Consider the following 20,162-nt stretch of genomic DNA (forward strand, 5'->3'; position numbering starts at 1 on the left):
CGGTCGAAGCCGGCGCCTCGTCAGGCGGTCGCCTTGTACCGGCCGCGTTCGACCGTCTGAGAGGTCAGCAAAAGTGGCGAAACACAGGAGCTGAACGACGCCAGCCGAGGTTGATCTGCCGTCGCCCTCGCCCCGTGCGAACCCCGCGCCGGCCCGAAATCCGGCGCCCGTTTCCCGACGCGGGCGCCCATGACGTGTATCATTCGTCCCGGCGCTGTTCTGTGCCGGGAATTCCCACCTGGTTCGACCCTGTCGACCCCGAATTCCCCCGCACTTCGCCGCCCGCGTCAGGCTGAGCCGACGCACCAGCCCGCCTTTGCGCGCGCTCGAACCCCTACCGTGATTCCCAGCACCGATGTCAGTCTCCGAACTCAAACGCCGCCGTACCTTTGCGGTCATTTCCCACCCCGACGCAGGGAAGACCACGCTTACTGAAAAGCTGCTGCTGTTTTCGGGCGCGATCCAGATCGCGGGCACCGTGAAGGGCCGCAAGAGCAATCGCTACGCGACGTCCGACTGGATGGAAATCGAAAAGCAGCGCGGTATTTCGGTGGCGAGTTCGGTGATGCAGTTCGAGTACGGCGACGCCGTGATCAACCTGCTCGACACACCGGGCCACGAGGATTTCTCTGAAGATACGTATCGGGTGCTGACCGCGGTCGACGCGGCCGTGATGGTGATCGACGGCGCAAACGGCGTCGAAGCGCAGACGCTCAAGCTGCTGGAAGTGTGCCGCAGCCGCAAGACGCCGATCGTCACGTTCATCAACAAGCTGGACCGCGAAGTGCGCGAGCCGCTCGAGCTGCTCGATGAAATCGAGCAGCACCTCGGCGTGGCGGCAGTGCCGTTCACGTGGCCGATCGGGATGGGCAAGGACTTTCAGGGCGTCTACGATATCCAGCGCGACCAGGTCCGTGTGTTCCGCGCGGGCCAGGACACGGCGGGCGGCGCGGTGGAAACGCTGCAGCACATCACCGACGAAGCAGGCGAGAAGCGCTTCGGCATGGCGTGGACGCGCGCCAAGGATGAAGTCGAGCTGATCACGGGCGCCTCGCCGACATTCGATCGCGACGCGTTCCTGGCTGGCGAGCAGTCGCCCGTGCTGTTCGGTTCGGCGATCAACAACTTCGGCGTGAAGGAAATTCTCGATGCGCTGGTCGACCTGGCGCCCCCCCCGTCGATGCGCATGACGGTCCAGCGTCCGGTGCAGCCGGACGAGCCGAAGTTCACCGGCGTGGTGTTCAAGGTGCAGGCGAACATGGATCTGGCGCACCGCGACCGGGTGGCGTTCATCCGCGTGTGTTCGGGGCATTTCGAGCGTGGCATGGCGCTGAAGGTCACACGCTCCGGCAAGACGTTCCGTGCGAACAACGTTGTGACGTTTCTGTCGCAGCGTCGCGAGACGGTCAGCGAAGCGTATCCGGGCGACATCATCGGCATTCCGAACCACGGCACGCTGAGCCTCGGCGATACGCTGACTGAAGGCGAAATGCTGCAGTTCGTCGGTTTGCCGTTCTTCGCGCCGGAAATCTTCCAGACCGTCGAAGTGGTCGATCCGATGCGCGCCAAGCAACTCGGCGAGGCGCTCAAGCAGCTCGGCGAAGAAGGGGCGATCCAGGTGTTCCGCCCGGCGCACGGCGGCTCGATGATTCTCGGCGCGGTCGGTCAGCTGCAGTTCGAGGTGGTGTCGCACCGGCTGTCGACGGAATACAAGGTGGACGTGCGGATCATGCCTGCACGCTACCGGATGTCGCGTTGGGTCACCTGCGACGATGCCGCGGAACTGCGTCGCTTCACGGATTCGTACGCCGCCCGGATCGCGCTCGACGCATCCAACGCGCCGACGTATCTCGCCTCGCACATCTCCGAAATCGAGGTTGCACAGAAAGCCTGGCCGAAAATCGTCTTCAACGAATTGCGCGAGCACTCCGGCGCGCCGTTCAAGAAGGCGATGTAAGGTAGACGCTCGCTGTACCACGCCGGGCGCGGGTCGGCCCGGCGGCTTCAACCCATCTTCAGCACTTCCTCGCGCAGCCAGCCAGCGAACGCCTGCACGTGTTCGAGCGCCGCATGCCGCTGCACGACATCGAGCCAGTAGCCAAACGGGCCGCTGACCTCGATCTCCGACATCCGCACGAGACTTTCATCCGCCAGCTCATCGACGATCATGTTGCGATCGACGATCGCAAGGCCGACGCCCTTGCGTGCTGCGTTGATCGCCTGCTGCAGGTTCGAAAACTCGATGCCTTCTTCCGCGTAGTGCGCCGGGAGTCCAGCGGTCTGGAGCCACGCCGGCCACAGGTTGAGTCGCGCTTCGTTGTGCAGTACGTGCAGCGCCGGCATTTTGCCGAGCAGTGCTTCCAGCGGTTCCCCAGCGAGTTTCGGCGCCCCGACGAGCGTGTGGCGCTCGATCATCAGCAGCTCGGACTGCGCGTCAGGTAACCCTTCGCGACCGAAGCGGATGTTGCAGTGACAGTCGTCGGTAGGTTCGGTGCGCACCGACAGTTCCACATCGGGTAGCTCGACGGCGAGCGACCCGAGCCGTGGCGAGAACCACTGCGTGGCGAACGTGGGTGGCACCGACAGCACGAGCCGGCGTCGTCCGCGCCCGGTGGTGAGCTGCCGCGTGCCGCGCTCGATCGTGTCGAACGCCTCCGATACGCACGGCAGCAGTTGCAGGCCCGCCGCGGTCAGTTTGATGCCTTTGTGGTCACGTTCGAAGAGTTTCGCGCCGAGCGACTCCTCGAGAATCTTGATCTGCCGGCTCACCGCGCCCTGGGTGACGCACAGCGCCGTGGCAGCCCGGTTGAAGCTCAGGTGACGAGCCGTCTCCTCGAAGAAGCGCAACGCGATCAGCGATGGCAAGCGCCGCATGTTCTGGTCCTTCTGTATTTTCTGAAGTTTCGGCGGCGCGCCGCATGGGTTTGTCTCCGCTACCCGCGTGTGCCCCGATGGTTCGGCGGCCTTCCGTCGCGTAGACCTGCGATGCCGCAGGCGTTACGCAGGCAGAGCGGGTCACGGGGCGAATGTTACCGCCAGTCCGTGCAAGTTTCAGCGCTGCGCGCTGACTTTTCATGACGCAGTGCGACGAATACCTTTGATTCCTGGCACCTAGCGCTTCAAGGTGACGATCAGATAGCCCAGGTAGAGCAGGCCGTTGATCAGCAGCGCCCAGACCGGGAGCCCCTGCGCCCGCGCATTCACGCGCATCCATGCGCCGGCTGCGAGCGTGACGACGATCCCGGTAACGACCTCGACGCGCGGCTCCCACGGCGTCAGCAGAATACCGATGGCGGGCAGCAGCGTGCCCTGAAAGACCATCGCGCCGGTGATATTGCCGAATGCCAGCGTGTCCTTGCCGCGGCGGATCCACAGGATGCTGTTGACCTTTTCGGGCAGTTCGGTCGCGATCGGGATGATCAGGAGCGACAGCAGCAACGGCGAAACACCGAGTCCTTGCGAGACCCCGCGCACACCGTGAATGAAGCCCTCCGCGCCCCAGACCAGCAGCGCCACGGCAAGCAGCAGCTGGATGACGATGGTAGCGAGATGGGTCGGCAGCCCGATGCGCGACAGCAGCATGGTGCCGGGCGCCTCGGTGCCGTGACCACCCGCGACCAGTTTGTCCGACGCGCGGAACGTCATCACCACATAGGTAGCGTAGACACCCACCATCGCAAGGCTGAACAGCACCCGTACGGCCATCCGCTCATGCGGTACGTACATCGCAGCGGCGGCGAGGAAAAATGCGCAGAGGAAATAGTTCAGGTCGCGTGTAAATCCCGTGCGTTCCGGCGTCACCCGTCCGGCGATGCCGCGTGAACGCAGCACGGCGAGCGTCATCAGAAAGGTTGAAAGCGTTGACAGCATGAGCGGCGCCCCCAGAATTGCACCGACCCCGATCTCCTGGTTGACGTTGCCGCTTGTCGCGCCGCCAGCAATAGCCAGCAAGGGGACGATGGTTTCGGGCAATGCAGTGCCGACGGCAGCAAACAGCGATCCGGTGACGCCTTCCGAGATTTTCAGCCGTTCACCGAGGTGTTCGAGCGCGTTGGTGAAGAGTTCGGCCGCCACGAGAATGACGAGCAGCATGACGGCAAGTTCGAGGAGCAGCGAGGTCATGCGCACCCCTTTGCACTGCGTGAGTGGAATGGCATAGCGGCGGGATGCAGGCAGCGGTATAGCTTCAAGGGAGTCTCCGGGGTCGGACGAATACGAACCATGACGCGCCGCTTCCCGTCCGACCCGGACGAAGCTGTGCGCCAGTGGTCTCGCCAAACCGTTCGGTCGAATGCGCCATGGCGCCAGGCCAGGTGTGTTGACGCGTTCTCCTCCGGGGCAGGAGGAAGGCTACTCCCCAGTGACCGGGCGATTCTAGCGACAGTCAGCGCTTTCAACAAGCTTGCCGGGCGTGAAGTGCTCGCAATGAAGCCGGTTTGCGCCCTCCCGTATCCCCCAGACTTCGCCTATCCTGATGATGGCGCGCGCGTTTACCGTTTGCCGTTTCCCGAAACGCGCCACCTGACCTCGCCTCGCGGAGCGCCTGTGACCGTTCGCAATCTCGACGCCTTGTTTCAACCGAAGTCTGTCGCCGTGATCGGCGCCTCGAAGCGGGCCGGCAGCATCGGCGCGATGGTCTGGACGCGCGTGCTGGAAGGCGGTTTCGAAGGCCCGCTGTGGCCGGTCAATCCAAAACACCACGAACTCGACGGCCGCCCGGTGTTCGCCGATGCCGGTGATCTGCCCGAAGCGCCGACGGTCGCGCTCATCTGCACGCCGCCCGCCACATGGGCGGCAATCGTGCACCGTCTTGGCGGCATGGGGACGCGCGCGGCGATCATCGTCGGTCAAGCGCGCACGGACGACGATCGCACCGGGCTGCGTCATGCACTTGCAGCGGCGCGGCCGCATCTGCTGCGTATCGTCGGGCCGGGCAGTCTCGGCGTCGTCAGCCCTGCATTGCGGGCGCATCTTGGCGCGCCGTTGTGCACGGTGAAGGCAGGCGGTGTCGCGTGGGTGTCGCAGTCGAATGCGCTGACGAACGCCGTGCTTGGCTGGGCGCATGCACGTGGACTCGGTTTCTCGCACGCGGTTGCGCTGGGCGATGAAGCGGACGTCGATGCCGGCGACGTGCTCGACTATCTGGCGAGCGATCCCGGTACGCGCGCGATCCTGCTCGAACTCGATTCGGTGCGCGCTGCGCGCAAGTTCATGTCGGCGGCGCGCGCGGCTGCGCGCAACAAGCCGGTGCTTGCCTTGCGGGCCGGCCGCTCCGATCCCGCCGATGCGCTCTACACGGCGGCTTTCCGTCGTGCCGGGATGGTGCGTGTCGATTCGCTCGACGATCTGCTCGATGAAATCGAAACGCTCGGCGTAGGCCGCGTTGCCGCCAGCGATACCGCGACGATCATCACCAGCGACCGGGGCGTGGCGCTGCTCTCGTGTGACGCCTTCACCGCTGCCGGCGACACGCTCGCACATTGGCCGGAGCAGGTGACCGAAGCGCTAGCACAGGCGTTGCCGCAAGCCGTGTCCGGCAATCCCCTGCTGCTCGGCGACAACGCGCGGCCTGAGCACTTCGGCAAAGCGCTCGAAGTGCTCGCGCCGCATCGTGCGACCGGGACGGCGTTCGTGGTTCATACGTCGACGCATGGCGCGCCGGTGGCCGAGGTGGCGCAGGCGCTGATCGCGCATCAGAAGTTCGCTTATCGTGGGCTGCTGGCGTGCTTCTTTGGCGGCGTCGACACGGCGACTCGCGATGCGCTGCACGCGCAGGGCATTCCGGTTCACACGACGCCACAACGGCTTGCCAGCGCGTTCGCGCGTCTCGTCGATTACAGGCTGGGCCGCGAACTGCTGATGCAGACGCCGGAAGGTTTGCCCGCGCAGTTGCCGGGTTCGATAGGGGCGGCGCAGGCAGAGGCGCAGGGGGCGCTCGCGGCGGCAGAGGGCGAGTTGTCCAATCAGGCGACGAGTGGCATCAGCAACGAAGCCATAACCGAAGCAAAAAGCGAGGCGCCCCCGGTACGGCTAACGGGCGAAGCCGCCGCACGCCTCTTCGGTCACTTCGGCCTGGCCGTCGAGCCAAAGGAGACGGCGGAGGAAATCGTTGTCGATATCACGGTGGAACTGCACGACGACGATAACTTCGGCCCGGTCTTCCTGTTTACCGCGCCGTCGCCTGACGACGTATCGCCGCCGATGCGCGCCTATGGTTTGCCGCCCCTCAATCCGATCCTCGCGCGCGACATCGTCTCGCGCTCGCCGTACGCGCGACGCGTACCTGCCGAGCCGTCGCTCGTTGCGCTGACGGCGCTGTCGCAGGCGGTTTGCGACGTTCGCGAGATCGTGGGCCTGTCGCTTGCGCTGCGCGTGTTTCGGACGCGAACGGTCGTCGTTGCGCCCTGTATCCGGCTCGCACGCAAGCGCAGCCGCCTCGCGATCATGCCGTATCCGCGCCGCTTCGAAGAAACGCTCGACTGGAACGGCCTGCATGTGACGATCCGCCCGATCCGCCCGGAGGACGAGGCGGCGCACAGCGAATTGGTGAAAGCGATGACGCCCGACGATCTGCGGTTGCGTTTCTTTGGCGCGGTGCGCGGCTTCGATCATTCCCAGCTCGCGCGGATGACGCAGATCGACTACGACCGTGAAATGGCCCTGATCGCGACGATCACCGATGAACATGGCTCGGAGCACACGCTGGGCGTGGTGCGCGCAATTTCAGACCCGGACAACGAGACGGCCGAATTCGCGGTGGCGGTGCGCTCGGATCAGAAGGGGCACAAGCTCGGGCGCCTGCTGATGGAGCGGATCATTGCCTACGCGCGGGCGCGCGGCACACATTGGCTGGTGGGTGAAGCGCTGCGCGAGAATGCACCGATGATCCGGCTTGCGCAGGCATGTGGCTTTACCGCGGCGCGGACGGAGGATCCCGCCGTCGTGGGGTTCAGGCTCGCGCTGGATGACGCAGCGCGCACCTGAGAGCGACGGTGCGCCATCGCTCCCAGCCCGACAGAAAAATCAGGCAGCCAGCTTCGAGGCCTGTTCATCCACCTGCGCGCGCGAAACCGCCAGCTCCTCGAGCCAGGACTCCGCATACACCGCGCCGGTTTCCTTCTCCAGACGTGCGATCGTCGCCGCGCAACGCACGGCGTCCTTCGGCGTGGCGATGAAGCTCTTCACCGACTGACCACTCGAGAATGCCTCGAACAACGGCACGCGCACTTCATCGGGCAGCGTGCGGGTCCACTGATACGGCTTGCCGTTGAACGTGAACGACGGCGGCAGCACGCGTTCCTTCTTTGCAGCCGGAATCAGGCCGTAGGTACGTGCGGCGTCGGCGATCTGTTCGGGCGAGAAGAGTTCGTCCGGGGTGATCTCGAACTGCTGGATATGCGCTTCGATGGCCTGCATGGCAGCCGAGCGGTCGTCGCGTTTTTTCTGCGCGCGGGCGACGATATCGCGCAACTCGTCGGCTTCCTCGCTGGTGATCGTGAAGCTCGACTGCTTCTGCTGAAGTTCGGAAAAACGCTGGAATTCGTGGTCGTTCAGAAGTTTCGCCATTACGTGTACGAAGAGCACACACGGCATCAACCGTGCGGCGGTTTTTGGAAGGGCCGCTATTCTAACGCCTCGCGCGACCCCGCTCCAGATTCCGTCTTATCGCGCCTGATCATGCCGCCCGTTCGCGAAACATCGATAGCGCGTCCACCGTCTCGCGCAACAGCGCGGTCACGGCTTCGAGCGTCGGCGCGACGTATTCGTCGATACGTCGCATATACGGGCACGTCATCGCCGCAATCGCCTGACCCGACGGTCCAAGAAGCGGGAACGTCAGGTCGGTGACGCCAAATGTCTGCTGGCTGTCCTTCTGCGAGTAGCCTGCGGCGCGCGTCTGTTCGCAGACGGCTTCGAGTGCGTCACGGTCGATCGTCACTTCGCCCTTCACCTTCGTATGTTCCGCGAGCATGTGCGCGCGCTGCTCGGGTGTTTGAAACGCCAGCATCACGCGCCCGGAGCCGGTATCGATCAGGCCGACGCGCGAGCCGAGCCGCACCGAAATACCCCACGTGCCCGGGCCGTCGACCTGGGCGATCACGAGCAGATTGCCGCGGTCGTACACGGCCAGATGACACGATTGCTCGGCCGTATCGGCAAAACGCTGCATGAGCGGCAGCGCTTCGGAGATGAGTCGGTTCATCGGCGGATGGCGATGGCTGAGCGCATACAGCTTGAGACTCAACGAATAACGGTCGCCGGCCGCTGAGCGCACGACATACTGACGCGCCACCAGCCGCTCCAGCATCCGGTACATCTCGCTCGCGTTGCGGCCAAGCAGCTTCGTGATTTCCGCACGCGTCAACCCTGCCTTCTGCTCGGCCAGCAGTTCGAGGATGTCGAGGCCCTTGTCGAGCGCGGGCGCGCGGTAGCGATCGGCGTCGTCCTTGTCTTCCAGATCGATTGGCATGGTGTTGGGTCCCCTTGTTCAGTTCTCATCTTGCCCGGCGGGTGAGTGTAGTGGGTTCCTTCTCGCGATCGGCCAGGGAAAACACGGACGGTTGGTGCAGTGCACATTCCTTGACTTAGAAATATCCGTATATGAATAATACGTTCATTGGTGAATTACCGCACACCAATTCATAAGAATGAGGAGCGCAGGACGACGTTCCGGTCGCCAACACCGTTGAGACCGGTTTCGGTTGATTCAACAACGCAGACCAGGAGACAGACATGACGTTCGCACAGCGGCCGCACGCGGCTCGCCGTTTCATCCAGAAGAGCTTATCCGCCGGCGTCGCGGTTGCATGCGTGGCGGGGGCGGCGCTGGCCGGCACCGCGCAGGCGGCGGAAGCCGGCAAGGTCGGCCTCGGCCTGCCGCTACTGACTTCGCCGTTCTGGCAGTCGTACAACAACTACCTGCCGAAGTACGCGAAGGACATGGGCATCGATATCCTCGCGCCGGTCAATTCGAACGGCGATCCTGCCCAGCAGATCACCGACATGAACAACCTCCTGAACCTGGGTTCAAAGGGCATCGTCGTCGGGCCGCTCGATTCGGCTGCGATCAGCCGCGCCCTCGATGCCGCCGCGGCGAAGAACGTGCCGGTCGTCGCGGTAGACGTCGCGCCGACACAGGGCAAGGTCGCGATGGTGGTGCGCGCCGACAATCACGCGTACGGCGCGAAGGCGTGCACGTATATCGGCGAGCATGTGAAGTCGGGCAAGGTCGTGCAGATCATGGGCGATCTGGCTTCGGTGAACGGCCGCGATCGTTCGGAAGCGTTCCGTTCGTGCCTGAAGAAGTACCCGGGTCTGACGCTGCTGGAAATTCCGGCGAGCTGGAAGGGCGACGTCGCGGCCACGGCGCTCGACAGCCTGCTGACGGCGAACCCGGACGTGAAGGGCATCTACATGCAGGCGGGCGGCGTGTATCTGTCGCCGACGCTGCAGACGCTGCGGCGCAAGCAGATGCTGTATCCGACGGGCGACGCGAAGCATGTCGTGATCGTCAGCAATGACGGCATCCCGCAGGAATACGACGCGATCCGCCGCGGCGATATCGACGCAACCATTTCGCAGCCAGCCGACCTGTATGCGAAGTACGGCCTGTACTACGTCAAGGCCGCGCTTGCCGGGCAGACCTTCAAGCCAGGCCCGACGGACCACGACAGCACGATCATCCAGCTGTCGCCGGGGATTCTCGAAGACCAGTTGCCTGCGCCGCTCGTGACGAAGGCCAATGTCGACGACAAGAACCTCTGGGGCAACACTCTCAAATGAGCGATGTGACGTCTTCTGCCGTGCCCGTCGGTCCGCAGGGCGTTCCTTCGGTCGTCCCACAGGGACTTCCTTCGGTCGTCCCACAGGGACTTCCTTCGGTCGTGGAGGCGCTTGAAGTCACGAAGCGCTACGGCTCGACGGCCGCGCTGAAAGACTTGAGCATCCGCGTGATGCCCGGCGAGTCGCATGCACTCGTCGGGCGTAACGGGGCCGGGAAATCGACGTTGGTGTCGATTCTCACTGGCCTGCGCAAGCCGGATGCCGGCGAGGTGCGCTTCGGCGGCGCAGCTGCACCGCCGATCGCGGACCGCGACGCGTGGCGCGAACGCGTCGCGTGCGTTTATCAGCATTCGACGATCATCCGTGACCTCAGTGTCGCGGAGAACCTGTTCATCAACCGTCAGCCTGGCAGGCACGGCGTCATCGACTGGCGCGCGATGCGGCGCGACGCACGCGCGTTGCTCGACCACTGGAAGATCGATGTGCGCGAGGACGCGCGCGCTGGCGACCTGAGCGTGGAAGCGCGCCAGCTGGTGGAAATCGCCCGGGCGCTGTCGTACGGCGCGCGCTTCATCATTCTCGATGAGCCGACCGCGCAACTCGACGGCGACGAAATCAAGCGTCTATTCAAACGCATTCAGGAACTGCAGCGCGAAGGCGTGACGTTCCTCTTCATCTCGCATCACCTGCAGGAGGTGTATGAGATCTGCCAGGCGGTGACGGTGTTGCGCGACGCGCGGCATATCGTCAGCGCGCCGGTTTCCGCCTTGCCTCGCGAGCAACTGATCGAAGCCATGACCGGCGAGCGCGGCGGTCTGAATGTCGCTGACGCCGCAGCGCGCGCCGCGCTTCCGGCGGATACGAAGGTCGCGCTCGAAGTTTCGGATCTCGCGGGGGCAGACTACGAAGCGGTGTCGTTCGCGGTGAAGCGCGGCGAAGTGATCGGCCTCACGGGCGCGACGAGCAGCGGTCGCACGAGCGTTGCCGAGGCCATTGCAGGACTTCGCTCGCCGGCGCGTGGCGAGATCCGCGTCGAAGGTGTCGGCTTGCCGCACGGCGATGTACCCGCTGCGCTGGCTGCGGGCATCGGCTGTGTGCCGAAGGATCGCCATCATGAAGGGCTGGTGCTCACGCAGTCGGTAGCGGAAAACGCGTCGATGACGATCGCGCGCCTGCTCGGCAGGTTCGGAATTGCACCGCCCGCGAAGAAAAACGCCTTCGGGCAGAAGATGATCGCCGCGCTCGGCATCGTCGCCCAGGGTCCCGAGCATATCGTTTCGGGGCTTTCCGGCGGCAACCAGCAGAAGGTCGTCATGGCGCGCGCGCTCGCCACCGACCCGAACGTGCTGGTTCTGATCGACCCCACGGCGGGCGTCGACGTGAAATCGAAGGAAGCCCTGTTGTCCGTCGTGGATCGCGTGCGCGAGGACGGCAAGGCCGTGCTCGTCGTTTCCGGGGAACTCGACGATCTGCGTACCTGTGACCGCGTCCTCGTCATGTTCCGTGGCCGCATCGCCGCCGAATTGCCGGCCGGCTGGCAGGACCACGACCTCATCGCCTCAGTTGAAGGAGTCAGTCTTCATGAAGAATAGTGCGCCCACCCCCGCGTTCGCGACGAACCAGGGACAGGCCAACGTCGCCGCCGCGCAGCGTGGCCGCCCGCGCATCGAATTCGCCCGCCTGCGCGATCTCGCACTGTTGCCGGCGCTCGTGCTTCTGCTGGTGATCGGCGCGTTCGTCAGCCCGAGCTTTCTGACGAAGGCGAATCTGATCAGCGTGCTGGGCGCGTCGGCGGCCCTCGCGCTCGTCGTGCTCGCCGAATCGCTGATCGTGCTGACCGGCAAGTTCGATCTGTCGCTGGAGTCGACGGTGGGCATCGCTCCTGCGGTCGGCGCGATGCTCGTGATGCCGGCTGCGTCCGCCGGCTTCGGGCTGCAATGGCCGACAGCGGCGGGCTTACTGGCGATCGTCGTCGTCGGTGCGCTGATCGGGTTCATCAACGGCTTTCTGGTGGTGCGGCTGCGTCTGAACGCGTTCATCGTCACGCTGGCCATGTTGATCGTGCTGCGCGGCATGCTGGTCGGCGCGACAAAGGGCGGCACGCTGTTCGACATGCCGCCGGCATTCTTCACGCTCGCGACCACCATCGTGCTCGGCCTGCCCATCTCCGTGTGGCTCGCGGCCGCCGCGTTCGCCGTGGCGGCATTCATGCTGCGCTATCACCGTATCGGCCGCGCGTTGTACGCGATCGGCGGCAATCCGGAAGCGGCGCGTGCGGCGGGTATTCGCGTGGAGCGCATCACGTGGGGCGTGTTCGTGCTCGGCAGCATCCTTGCTTCGATTGGCGGGCTGATCGTCACCGGCTACGTGGGCGCGATCAATGCCAATCAGGGCAACGGGATGATCTTCACGGTATTCGCGGCGGCGGTGATTGGCGGCATTTCGCTCGACGGCGGCAAGGGCACGATGCTCGGCGCGCTGTCCGGGGTGTTGTTGCTCGGCGTCGTGCAGAACCTGCTGACGCTTGCCCAGGTGCCGTCATTCTGGATTCAGGCGATCTACGGCGCGATCATTCTCGGCTCGCTGATGGTGGCGCGGCTCGCGAGCGGCGAAGGCCAGAACTGATCGCTGTTGCCATCCACAAGAATCTGCGCTTTTACGGAGACCCATTTTGAGCAGTTCACTTCAGACAGACCCGCGCCTGATCCTGCTGGGTCCGCAGGACAACTGCCTGATCGCGGCGGCGCGGCTCGAGTCGGGTTCGCAGGTCGAGATCGAAGGCGAGCAGGTGACGCTCGCGAAGACCATCGAACTCGGCCACAAGGTCGCGCGCCGTGCGCTCGTGAAGGACGAAAAGGTGCTGCGCTACGGCGCCGCGATCGGTCACGTAACCGAAGCGGTTGCCCGCGGCGCGCACCTGCACACGCATAACCTCGAAAGCGACTATCTGCCGACCTATACGCACGATGCCGGCCACGAATTTGTGCACCACTGATTTGTGCACCATTGAGGCGGCCCGCGCGCCGCGCTGGAACCAACGATCATGACTGAATCTTCCGTTGCACCCGCCGCTGCGCGGTCCATGCTTCACGGCTATCTGCGCAGCGATGGCCGCAAGGGCATCCGCAATGTCGTTGCGGTCGCGTATCTCGTCGAATGTGCGCATCACGTCGCACGCGAAATCGTCACGCAGTTTCGCGAGCCGCTCGACGCCTTCGATGATCCATCCGCCGAACGCGAGCCGCCCGTCCATCTGATCGGCTTTCCCGGCTGCTACCCGAATAGCTACGCCGAGAGAATGATGCAGCAGCTCACCACGCATCCGAACGTGGGCGCGGTGCTGTTCGTGTCGCTCGGCTGCGAGAGCATGAACAAGCATTACCTCGTGGAGGTCGTGCGCGCGAGCGGCCGTCCCGTCGAGGTGCTCACCATCCAGGAGAAGGGCGGCACGCGCAGCACGATTCAATACGGTGTCGACTGGGTGCGCGATGCGCGAAAGCAGCTTGCAGCGCAGCAAAAGGTGCCGATGGCGCTCGACGAACTCGTGATCGGAACGATCTGCGGCGGCTCGGACGGCACGAGCGGCATCACCGCGAATCCAGCCGTGGGGCGTGCGTTCGATCACCTGATCGACGCGGGCGCGACGTGCATCTTCGAGGAAACCGGCGAACTGGTCGGGTGCGAATACCATATGAAGAGCCGCGCGGCGAGCGCTGACCTCGGCGACGAAATCGTCGCTTGCGTCATGAAGGCGGCGCGCTACTATTCCATTCTCGGACACGGCAGTTTCGCCGTCGGCAATGCGGACGGCGGCCTGACGACGCAGGAGGAGAAGTCGCTCGGCGCATATGCGAAAAGCGGCGCATCGCCGATAGTCGGGATCATCAAACCGGGCGATGTTCCGCCTACCGGCGGTTTGTATCTGCTCGACGTCGTGCCCGATGGCGAACCGCGCTTCGGCTTTCCGAATATCAGCGACAACGCGGAAATCGGCGAACTGATCGCGTGCGGCGCGCATGTGATCCTGTTCACGACGGGGCGCGGCTCGGTGGTCGGCTCGGCGATCTCCCCGGTGATCAAGGTATGTGCCAATCCGGCGACGTATCGCAATCTTGCCGGCGACATGGACGTCGATGCCGGACGTATTCTGGAAGGCCGCGCCACACTCGACGATGTCGGCCGCGAAGTGTTCGAGCAGACGGTGGCGGTGGCGCAAGGCACGGCGTCGAAGTCAGAGGCACTTGGGCACCAGGAGTTCATCCTGACCTACAAGAGCTTCGAGCCGGTCGGACCGGCGTGCCTGCCGTCAAGCGCGATACCGCGTGGCGTCATGGAAATCGCGTTGCTTTGAAGCGCGGATAAAAAAGGAGACGTGTGATGACAGAAGCGGTGAATCCGAAGGTCAGCCTGCAACGTGGCATTGGCGGGCGCGAACTGAAGGTGACCGGCCTGGGGCTCGGCACGGCGCCAATCGCCGGTCTGTATCGCGATCTATCCGATGAGGAAGCGCAGGCGACGATCGATGCCGCGTGGGACGCCGGCATCCGTTACTTCGATACCGCGCCGCACTATGGTCACACAAAGGCCGAGCATCGGTTAGGTCACGCGCTGCGCCGCTATCCGCGCAATGAGTATGTGCTGTCGACCAAAGTCGGCCGCCATTTCGTGCCGCGCACCCATCCGTACGACGGCAGCGAAGGCTGGCAGAACCCGCTGCCTTTCGAAGCGATCTTCGACTACACGCGCGACGGCATCCTGCGTTCCTTCGAAGACAGCCAGCAACGGCTCGGCTTGATCGACATCGATATCCTGCTGGTGCACGACATCGGCCGCTATACGCATGGCGATCGCAACGCGCACTACTGGAAGCAGTTGACCGAGGGCGGCGGGTTTCGCGCGCTCGACGAACTGCGTTCGAGCGGCGCGGTGAAAGCAGTGGGCCTGGGTGTGAACGAGAGTGCGGCGATTCTCGAAGCGATGGCGGAATTCGATATCGACTGCGCGTTGCTCGCGGGCCGTTACACGTTGCTGGAGCAGCAGACATTGAACGACCTGTTGCCTGAATGCGAAGGGCGTCACGTGAGCATCCTGCTCGGCGGCGCGTTCAATTCGGGCATTCTTGCACGCGGCGTGCAGGGCGATCTGAAGTTCAACTACGCCGACGCGCCACAGGAAATCATCGACCGCGTCGCGCGGCTCGAGGCGATCTGCCGCGTGCACGAAGCGCCGCTTGCCGCGGCAGCGCTGCAGTTTCCGTATGCGCATCCGGCCGTCGCGTCGGTGCTGACAGGCGCACGTAGCGCCACAGAGTTGCGCGAGAACGTCGCGTCTTTCGAACGCAAGCTGCCGGCCGCGCTGTGGAAGGCCCTGCGAGAAGGCTTGCTCGACCCGCGCGCACCCGTGCCGAAGGATTGACGTGACACAGCGCATCGATGCACACCAGCACTACTGGAATCCTGAGCGGGGCGACTACGACTGGCTCACGCCGGAGATGACGTCGCTCTACCGCACGTTCGGTCCGGGCGATCTGGCGCCGCTTCGGTCGGCCGCCGGAATCGACCGCACGGTGGTCGTGCAGGCCGCGCCGACGGTCGAAGAAACCCGCTATCTGCTGGATATCGCACGCGGCGAGGTATCGATTGCTGGCGTGGTCGGCTGGGTGCCGATGCTCGATGACGATGCGCCCGCGCTGATCGCCGAGCTTGCCCGCGATCCGAAATTCAAGGGCGTGCGTCCGATGCTTCAGGATCTCGCGGACGACAACTGGATCGCGAATCCCGCACTCGCGCCGGCTGTCGAAGCGGTCATCGCGCACGACCTCGCATTCGATGCGCTGATCTACGCGCGTCACGTCGACGCGCTCGAAATCTTCGCGCAGCGCTTTCCACGGCTGCGCATTGTCGTCGACCATGGCGCCAAGCCGCCGATCCACGATGGCGCTGCCGGCTGGCAACTGTGGGCTGACGGTATCGAGCGGCTCTCCCGCTTGCCGCACATTCACTGCAAACTATCTGGGCTCGCGACGGAGGCCGCACCCGGCTGGACCGAAGCCACGTTGCGGCCGTATGTCGATCATCTGCTGGCCTGCTTTGGACCGCGCCGGCTGATGTGGGGTAGCGACTGGCCGGTGCTCAACCTGAACGGTGACTATCTCCTGTGGCACGCCGTGGCGAACGCGTTGCTCGCGTCACTGTCCGATGCGGAGCGTGCGGCGGTTTTCGGCGGCAACGCTGCGGCCTTCTACCGGCTGTAACGCCGCTGAAAGATCGATGCGCCTCGCGCGCTGATCCGACTGACTCAACAGGCGCTGCAATACCCGTTATGACTCAAACGCCATTTCAACTGGAGCCGTAGATGATACAAAGACTGGCCGGCAAGACGGCCCTGATCACTGCTGCCGGACAAGGCATCGGCCTTGCGACCGCGGAGCTCTTCGCGCGCGAAGGCGCACGCGTGATCGCGACGGACATCCGCATCGATGCGCTCGCCAGCAAGCCCGTCGAGGCGCGTGTGCTCGATGTGCGTGACGATGCCGCGATCAAGGCGCTTGCTGCCGAAGTCGGTGCGATCGACGTGCTGTTCAACTGCGCGGGCTACGTGCACGCGGGCTCGATTCTCGAAGCGAGCGAAGAAGACTGGGACTTTGCCTTCGACCTGAACGCGAAGGCGATGTACCGGACGATTCGCGCGTTTCTGCCCGCAATGCTGGAGAATGGCGCAGGCTCTATCATCAACATGTCGTCGGCGGCGTCGAGCATCAAGGGTGTGCCGAACCGGTTCGTGTATGGTGCGTCGAAGGCTGCGGTGATTGGACTGACGAAGGCGGTTGCGGCAGACTTCGTGACGCGCGGTATCCGTTGCAACGCGATCTGTCCGGGGACGGTGGCCTCGCCGTCGCTCGAACAGCGGATCGCCGCGCAGGCGCAGGCGCAAGGCGCGTCGCTCGATGCGGTGCAGGCGGCCTTTGTCGCGCGCCAGCCGATGGGCCGTGTCGGCAAGCCGGAAGAGATCGCCGCGCTTGCGCTCTATCTGGCGTCGGACGAATCGGCGTTCACGACAGGCCAGGCGCATGTGATCGACGGCGGCTGGTCGAACTGAGTGCAGCATTTTTTTCACTGAACATTTGGGAAGTGCCACGATGAAACTGCTTCGTTATGGGCCGAAAGGTCAGGAAAAGCCGGGCTTGCTCGATGCGCAAGGCAAGATTCGCGATCTGTCAAAGGTGGTCGCCGATATCGGCGGCGATGTGCTCACCGACGCGGGTCTCGCGAAACTGCGCGCGGTCGATCCGGCCTCGCTGCCGGTGGTCGAAGGCAATCCGCGTATCGGTCCGTGTGTGGGCAACATCGGCAAGTTCGTCTGTATCGGCTTGAATTACGCGGACCACGCGGCGGAATCGAACCTGCCGGTGCCGAGCGAGCCGGTGGTCTTCAACAAGTGGACGAGCGCCGTGGTTGGCCCGAACGATAATGTAGAAATTCCGCGCGGCTCGAAGAAGTGCGACTGGGAAGTCGAACTGGGCGTGGTGATCGGCAAGTCGGCCAAATACATCGACGAAGCCAACGCGCTGGATTACGTCGCGGGCTATTGCGTGATTAACGACGTGTCCGAACGTGAATGGCAGATCGAGCGCGGCGGCACGTGGGACAAGGGCAAGGGTTTCGACACGTTCGGCCCGATCGGCCCCTGGCTCGTCACGCGCGATGAAGTCGCCGATCCGCAGAAACTCGGCCTGTGGCTCGAAGTGGACGGCCATCGCTACCAGAACGGCAATACGAAGACGATGGTGTTCACCGTCGCGAAGCTGATCTCGTATCTGTCGCAGTGCATGAGCCTGCAACCGGGCGACGTGATCTCGACCGGCACGCCGCCGGGCGTCGGCATGGGCGTGAAGCCGAACCCGGTGTTCCTGAAGCCGGGTCAGACGATGCGCCTCGGCATTCAGGGTCTCGGCGAGCAGCAGCAGAAGACTTACGCAGCGGAATAACGCTGGATCAAGGCAGTGAGCGGCGCGCGCGGCTCTTCAGTCGCGTGCGTCATCTTCAAGTCATCTCGCTTCATTCCTCAGGCCGGCGGCGCCGCGCCTTCCGCGCCCTCTCCTACGCGGTTGATGGTGCCCTGCGCCACCGCGACGAGTTTTTCCTTGCCGTCGTCCATCACGAAGATATTGCACTGGCACGTCGCCTGGCTGCGTCCAGCGTGCACGACCTGGGCGCGCGCCATCAGCGTGCCGTTTATCGCTGGCCGCAGGAAGTTGATCTTGTATTCGCCGGTCACGACGCGCGGCCCGAGCGCCAGTGCACCTGCGAAGGTCAGCGCGTTGTCCGCCAGATAGCTGATGACGCCGCCGTGTACAAAGCCGTGTTGCTGCCTCAGTTCGTCCCGAATCGGCAGGCACAGCGCGAGTTCGTGCGTGCCCGTACTCATGAGTTCGGCGCCAAGCAGCATGCTGAACGGCTGGGCGTGCAAGGCCCCGCGTGCGCGATCCAGTAGATCTGTCATCTCGGTTCCTTCGGGCGTTACCCGCACTGGTTCCTGTCCACTCTAGGAAGAGCCTGTGCGTCGCGTCAAGGTGAATTCGAAAGATTGTCTTCTAATTATTGTGAAAAACAGCGGCAATTTGCGGGTTAGGCGCTGTAGGGCGCGGATGTCGGGCTTTTTCACTCAATTCGACTCAAGGGCTGACGGAACCTGCCGTTAACCCGAACGTAGTTCCTGCCCTTCTCAGCAATTCAGGTGTTTTCGATGTTCAGCAAGATCAAGGTCGCTTCCGGCCTGTTGTGTGTTCTCATCGCTTTCTGCGTGTTCCAACTGGTGACGGCGGGCCTGGGATTCTGGTCGTTGACCCGCACGCATGACGACGTCGGCGATCTGTCGAACGTCGCGCTGAAGCAGGTCGACGCGGTCAGCGAAACGACGCAGCATCTGATGGACGCGCGCATCAACCTGTCGCGTGCCGGCACGCGGATGGTGCGCGGCGGCGCCGAGCCGGCCGACATCGTTCAGCACGCGCGCGAGCAACTGACGGCGGCGGAACATTCATTCGAGGTGTTCACGAACGCGCCGAAGATGAACGACGAAAACAGCGCCCGCGCGGCGGCGCTCACCGAGCGATATCGCAAGCTGCACACAGCGCTCGGCGAACTCGTGCAATACCTCGACGCCGGCAACATTCAGGCCTTTCTCGACCAGCCGACCCAATCTCTCCAGGACGCCTATCTCGCGGAACAGCGCAATTTCGTGCAGTTCGGTGATGCCGCAAGTCGCGCTTCGCTCGATTCGATCGACGGCCGCCTCGCGCTTTTTCGCAGCGTAGGGATTGCCATCATCGTGCTGCTGCTGGCTGGGACGATCGCGGTGTACGTCGCGTTGAAGCGAGGTGTGGTTGCGCCGCTCGAAGAAGCGGGGCGCCACTTCGATCGCATCGCGCAAGGACGTCTCGACCAGCCGATCGCCGAACGCGGCACGAACGAGATCGGCCATCTGTTTTCTGGCCTGGCCAGGATGCAGGCGAGCGTCGCACGTACCGTCAAGACCGTGCGCGAGTCCGCCGATTCGATCTACATCGGCGCCGACGAAATTGCGACGGGCAATGCGGATCTGTCAGCGCGCACCGAAAATCAGGCCGCCTCACTTGAGGAAACCGCTTCGAGCATGGAAGAGCTGACCGCTGCCGTCCGTCAGAACGCCGGGCACGCACGCGAAGCGAACGCCCTGGCGGAAACGGCGCTCGATGCGACTTCCCGTGGCAGCGACGTGGTGAACGAAGTGGTCGAGAAGATGCGCGGTATCGCGCAAAGCTCGGACAAGATCGCGGAAATTATCAGCGTGATCGACGGCATCGCGTTCCAGACCAACATCCTCGCGTTGAACGCTGCCGTTGAAGCGGCGCGCGCCGGCGAGCAGGGGCGCGGATTTGCGGTGGTGGCGGGCGAAGTGCGCGGTCTCGCCCAGCGCAGCGCGCAGTCGGCGAAGGAGATCAAGACGCTCATCAGCGAGTCGGTCGCGGAGATTCAGGGCGGCTCGGAACTCGTTGAACGTGCAGGCGACGCGATGCGCAATGTGTCCGGGTCGATTTCGCGCGTCACCCAGATGATGGCGGAGATCAGTGCATCGTCGTCGGAGCAGAGCACGGGTATCGAGCAGGTCAATCAGGCCGTGGTGCAGATGGATCAGATGACGCAGCAGAACGCGGCGCTGGTTGAAGAGGCTGCGGCCGCTGCGGCTTCGCTCCACGAACAGACGCAGCAGCTGAAGCAGGCGGTTTCCTCTTTCGAGATTTCGGATGCCGTGCTCGTGGCCGGGCTGCGTGGCGGAGTGTATTCCGGCCAGCATGCTTCGGGAGCGTTCGCTGGGATGTCCGCGCTTTGACGCGTTGC

The 20,162-nt window shown here is 64.2% G+C and carries 17 protein-coding genes and 1 riboswitch; of the genes, 12 read left to right on the forward strand and 5 right to left on the reverse strand.

Going from position 1 to position 20,162, the window contains the following annotated elements:
- Positions 1 to 355: 355 nt before the first annotated feature.
- A complete protein-coding gene (locus B0G77_RS31350; protein ID WP_133665757.1) occupies positions 356 to 1,957 on the forward strand; it encodes a peptide chain release factor 3 in 1,602 nt (533 codons plus the stop codon).
- 47 nt (positions 1,958 to 2,004) lie between these two features.
- Here B0G77_RS31350 and B0G77_RS31355 read toward each other — a convergent pair whose 3' ends face one another.
- Positions 2,005 to 2,874 carry a LysR family transcriptional regulator gene (locus B0G77_RS31355; protein ID WP_133665758.1) on the reverse strand — a complete coding sequence of 290 codons (870 nt, stop codon included), beginning with the start codon at positions 2,872 to 2,874 and terminating at the stop codon, positions 2,005 to 2,007.
- A 237-nt stretch (positions 2,875 to 3,111) separates the two neighbouring features.
- Positions 3,112 to 4,122, reverse strand: coding sequence for a sodium:calcium antiporter (locus tag B0G77_RS31360; protein WP_133665759.1), 1,011 nt, complete (start codon positions 4,120 to 4,122; stop codon positions 3,112 to 3,114).
- 81 nt (positions 4,123 to 4,203) lie between these two features.
- Positions 4,204 to 4,371, reverse strand: a riboswitch (yybP-ykoY riboswitch).
- A gap of 174 nt (positions 4,372 to 4,545) precedes the next feature.
- On the opposite strand from B0G77_RS31360, the gene B0G77_RS31365 reads away from it, so the two are divergent.
- Positions 4,546 to 6,984, forward strand: a complete 2,439-nt coding sequence (locus B0G77_RS31365; protein ID WP_133665760.1) for a GNAT family N-acetyltransferase — start codon at positions 4,546 to 4,548, stop codon at positions 6,982 to 6,984.
- 39 nt (positions 6,985 to 7,023) lie between these two features.
- On the opposite strand, the gene B0G77_RS31370 is transcribed toward B0G77_RS31365, so the two are convergent.
- Both B0G77_RS31370 and B0G77_RS31375 read right to left on the reverse strand, forming a co-directional pair.
- Positions 7,024 to 7,566, reverse strand: a complete 543-nt coding sequence (locus B0G77_RS31370) for a hypothetical protein (protein WP_133665761.1) — start codon at positions 7,564 to 7,566, stop codon at positions 7,024 to 7,026.
- A gap of 109 nt (positions 7,567 to 7,675) precedes the next feature.
- Positions 7,676 to 8,464, reverse strand: coding sequence for an IclR family transcriptional regulator (locus B0G77_RS31375; RefSeq protein WP_133666958.1), 789 nt, complete (start codon positions 8,462 to 8,464; stop codon positions 7,676 to 7,678).
- Between the two features lie 269 nt (positions 8,465 to 8,733).
- Between B0G77_RS31375 and B0G77_RS31380 the strand changes: the two genes are divergently transcribed.
- The 9 genes from B0G77_RS31380 to B0G77_RS31420 all read left to right on the forward strand — a co-directional run bounded on the left by B0G77_RS31380 (position 8,734) and on the right by B0G77_RS31420 (position 17,770).
- The gene (locus B0G77_RS31380; RefSeq protein ID WP_133665762.1) at positions 8,734 to 9,783 is read left to right on the forward strand and encodes a sugar ABC transporter substrate-binding protein; all 1,050 of its coding nucleotides are present in this window, start codon (positions 8,734 to 8,736) and stop codon (positions 9,781 to 9,783) included.
- Positions 9,780 to 11,375 (forward strand): sugar ABC transporter ATP-binding protein, encoded by a 1,596-nt coding sequence (locus B0G77_RS31385; RefSeq protein ID WP_243751285.1) that lies wholly within the window; start codon positions 9,780 to 9,782, stop codon positions 11,373 to 11,375. The genes B0G77_RS31380 and B0G77_RS31385 overlap by 4 nt, the downstream gene beginning before the upstream one ends.
- A complete protein-coding gene (locus B0G77_RS31390) occupies positions 11,365 to 12,408 on the forward strand; it encodes an ABC transporter permease (protein ID WP_133665764.1) in 1,044 nt (347 codons plus the stop codon). Before B0G77_RS31385 ends, B0G77_RS31390 begins: the two co-directional genes overlap by 11 nt.
- Positions 12,409 to 12,454: 46 nt before the next feature.
- Positions 12,455 to 12,778, forward strand: a complete 324-nt coding sequence (locus B0G77_RS31395) for a UxaA family hydrolase (RefSeq protein WP_133665765.1) — start codon at positions 12,455 to 12,457, stop codon at positions 12,776 to 12,778.
- A gap of 48 nt (positions 12,779 to 12,826) precedes the next feature.
- Positions 12,827 to 14,134 (forward strand): UxaA family hydrolase, encoded by a 1,308-nt coding sequence (locus B0G77_RS31400; protein WP_133665766.1) that lies wholly within the window; start codon positions 12,827 to 12,829, stop codon positions 14,132 to 14,134.
- Positions 14,135 to 14,160: 26 nt separating this feature from the next.
- Complete coding sequence (locus B0G77_RS31405; protein WP_133665767.1) at positions 14,161 to 15,198, forward strand: aldo/keto reductase; 1,038 nt, start codon at positions 14,161 to 14,163, stop codon at positions 15,196 to 15,198.
- Between the two features lies 1 nt (position 15,199).
- A complete protein-coding gene (locus tag B0G77_RS31410) occupies positions 15,200 to 16,036 on the forward strand; it encodes an amidohydrolase family protein (RefSeq protein WP_133665768.1) in 837 nt (278 codons plus the stop codon).
- A 101-nt stretch (positions 16,037 to 16,137) separates the two neighbouring features.
- Positions 16,138 to 16,881 carry an SDR family oxidoreductase gene (locus B0G77_RS31415; protein WP_133665769.1) on the forward strand — a complete coding sequence of 248 codons (744 nt, stop codon included), beginning with the start codon at positions 16,138 to 16,140 and terminating at the stop codon, positions 16,879 to 16,881.
- Between the two features lie 40 nt (positions 16,882 to 16,921).
- Positions 16,922 to 17,770, forward strand: coding sequence for an ureidoglycolate lyase (locus B0G77_RS31420; protein WP_133665770.1), 849 nt, complete (start codon positions 16,922 to 16,924; stop codon positions 17,768 to 17,770).
- A gap of 77 nt (positions 17,771 to 17,847) precedes the next feature.
- Here B0G77_RS31420 and B0G77_RS31425 read toward each other — a convergent pair whose 3' ends face one another.
- Positions 17,848 to 18,285, reverse strand: coding sequence for a PaaI family thioesterase (locus B0G77_RS31425; RefSeq protein WP_133665771.1), 438 nt, complete (start codon positions 18,283 to 18,285; stop codon positions 17,848 to 17,850).
- Positions 18,286 to 18,528: 243 nt separating this feature from the next.
- Here B0G77_RS31425 and B0G77_RS31430 point away from each other — a divergent pair, with 243 nt between their 5' ends.
- A complete protein-coding gene (locus B0G77_RS31430; protein WP_133665772.1) occupies positions 18,529 to 20,154 on the forward strand; it encodes a methyl-accepting chemotaxis protein in 1,626 nt (541 codons plus the stop codon).
- The last annotated feature ends 8 nt before the right edge of the window (positions 20,155 to 20,162 follow it).

The organism is Paraburkholderia sp. BL10I2N1 (genome assembly GCF_004361815.1).
In the GTDB taxonomy this organism is placed as follows: Bacteria; Pseudomonadota; Gammaproteobacteria; order Burkholderiales; family Burkholderiaceae; genus Paraburkholderia.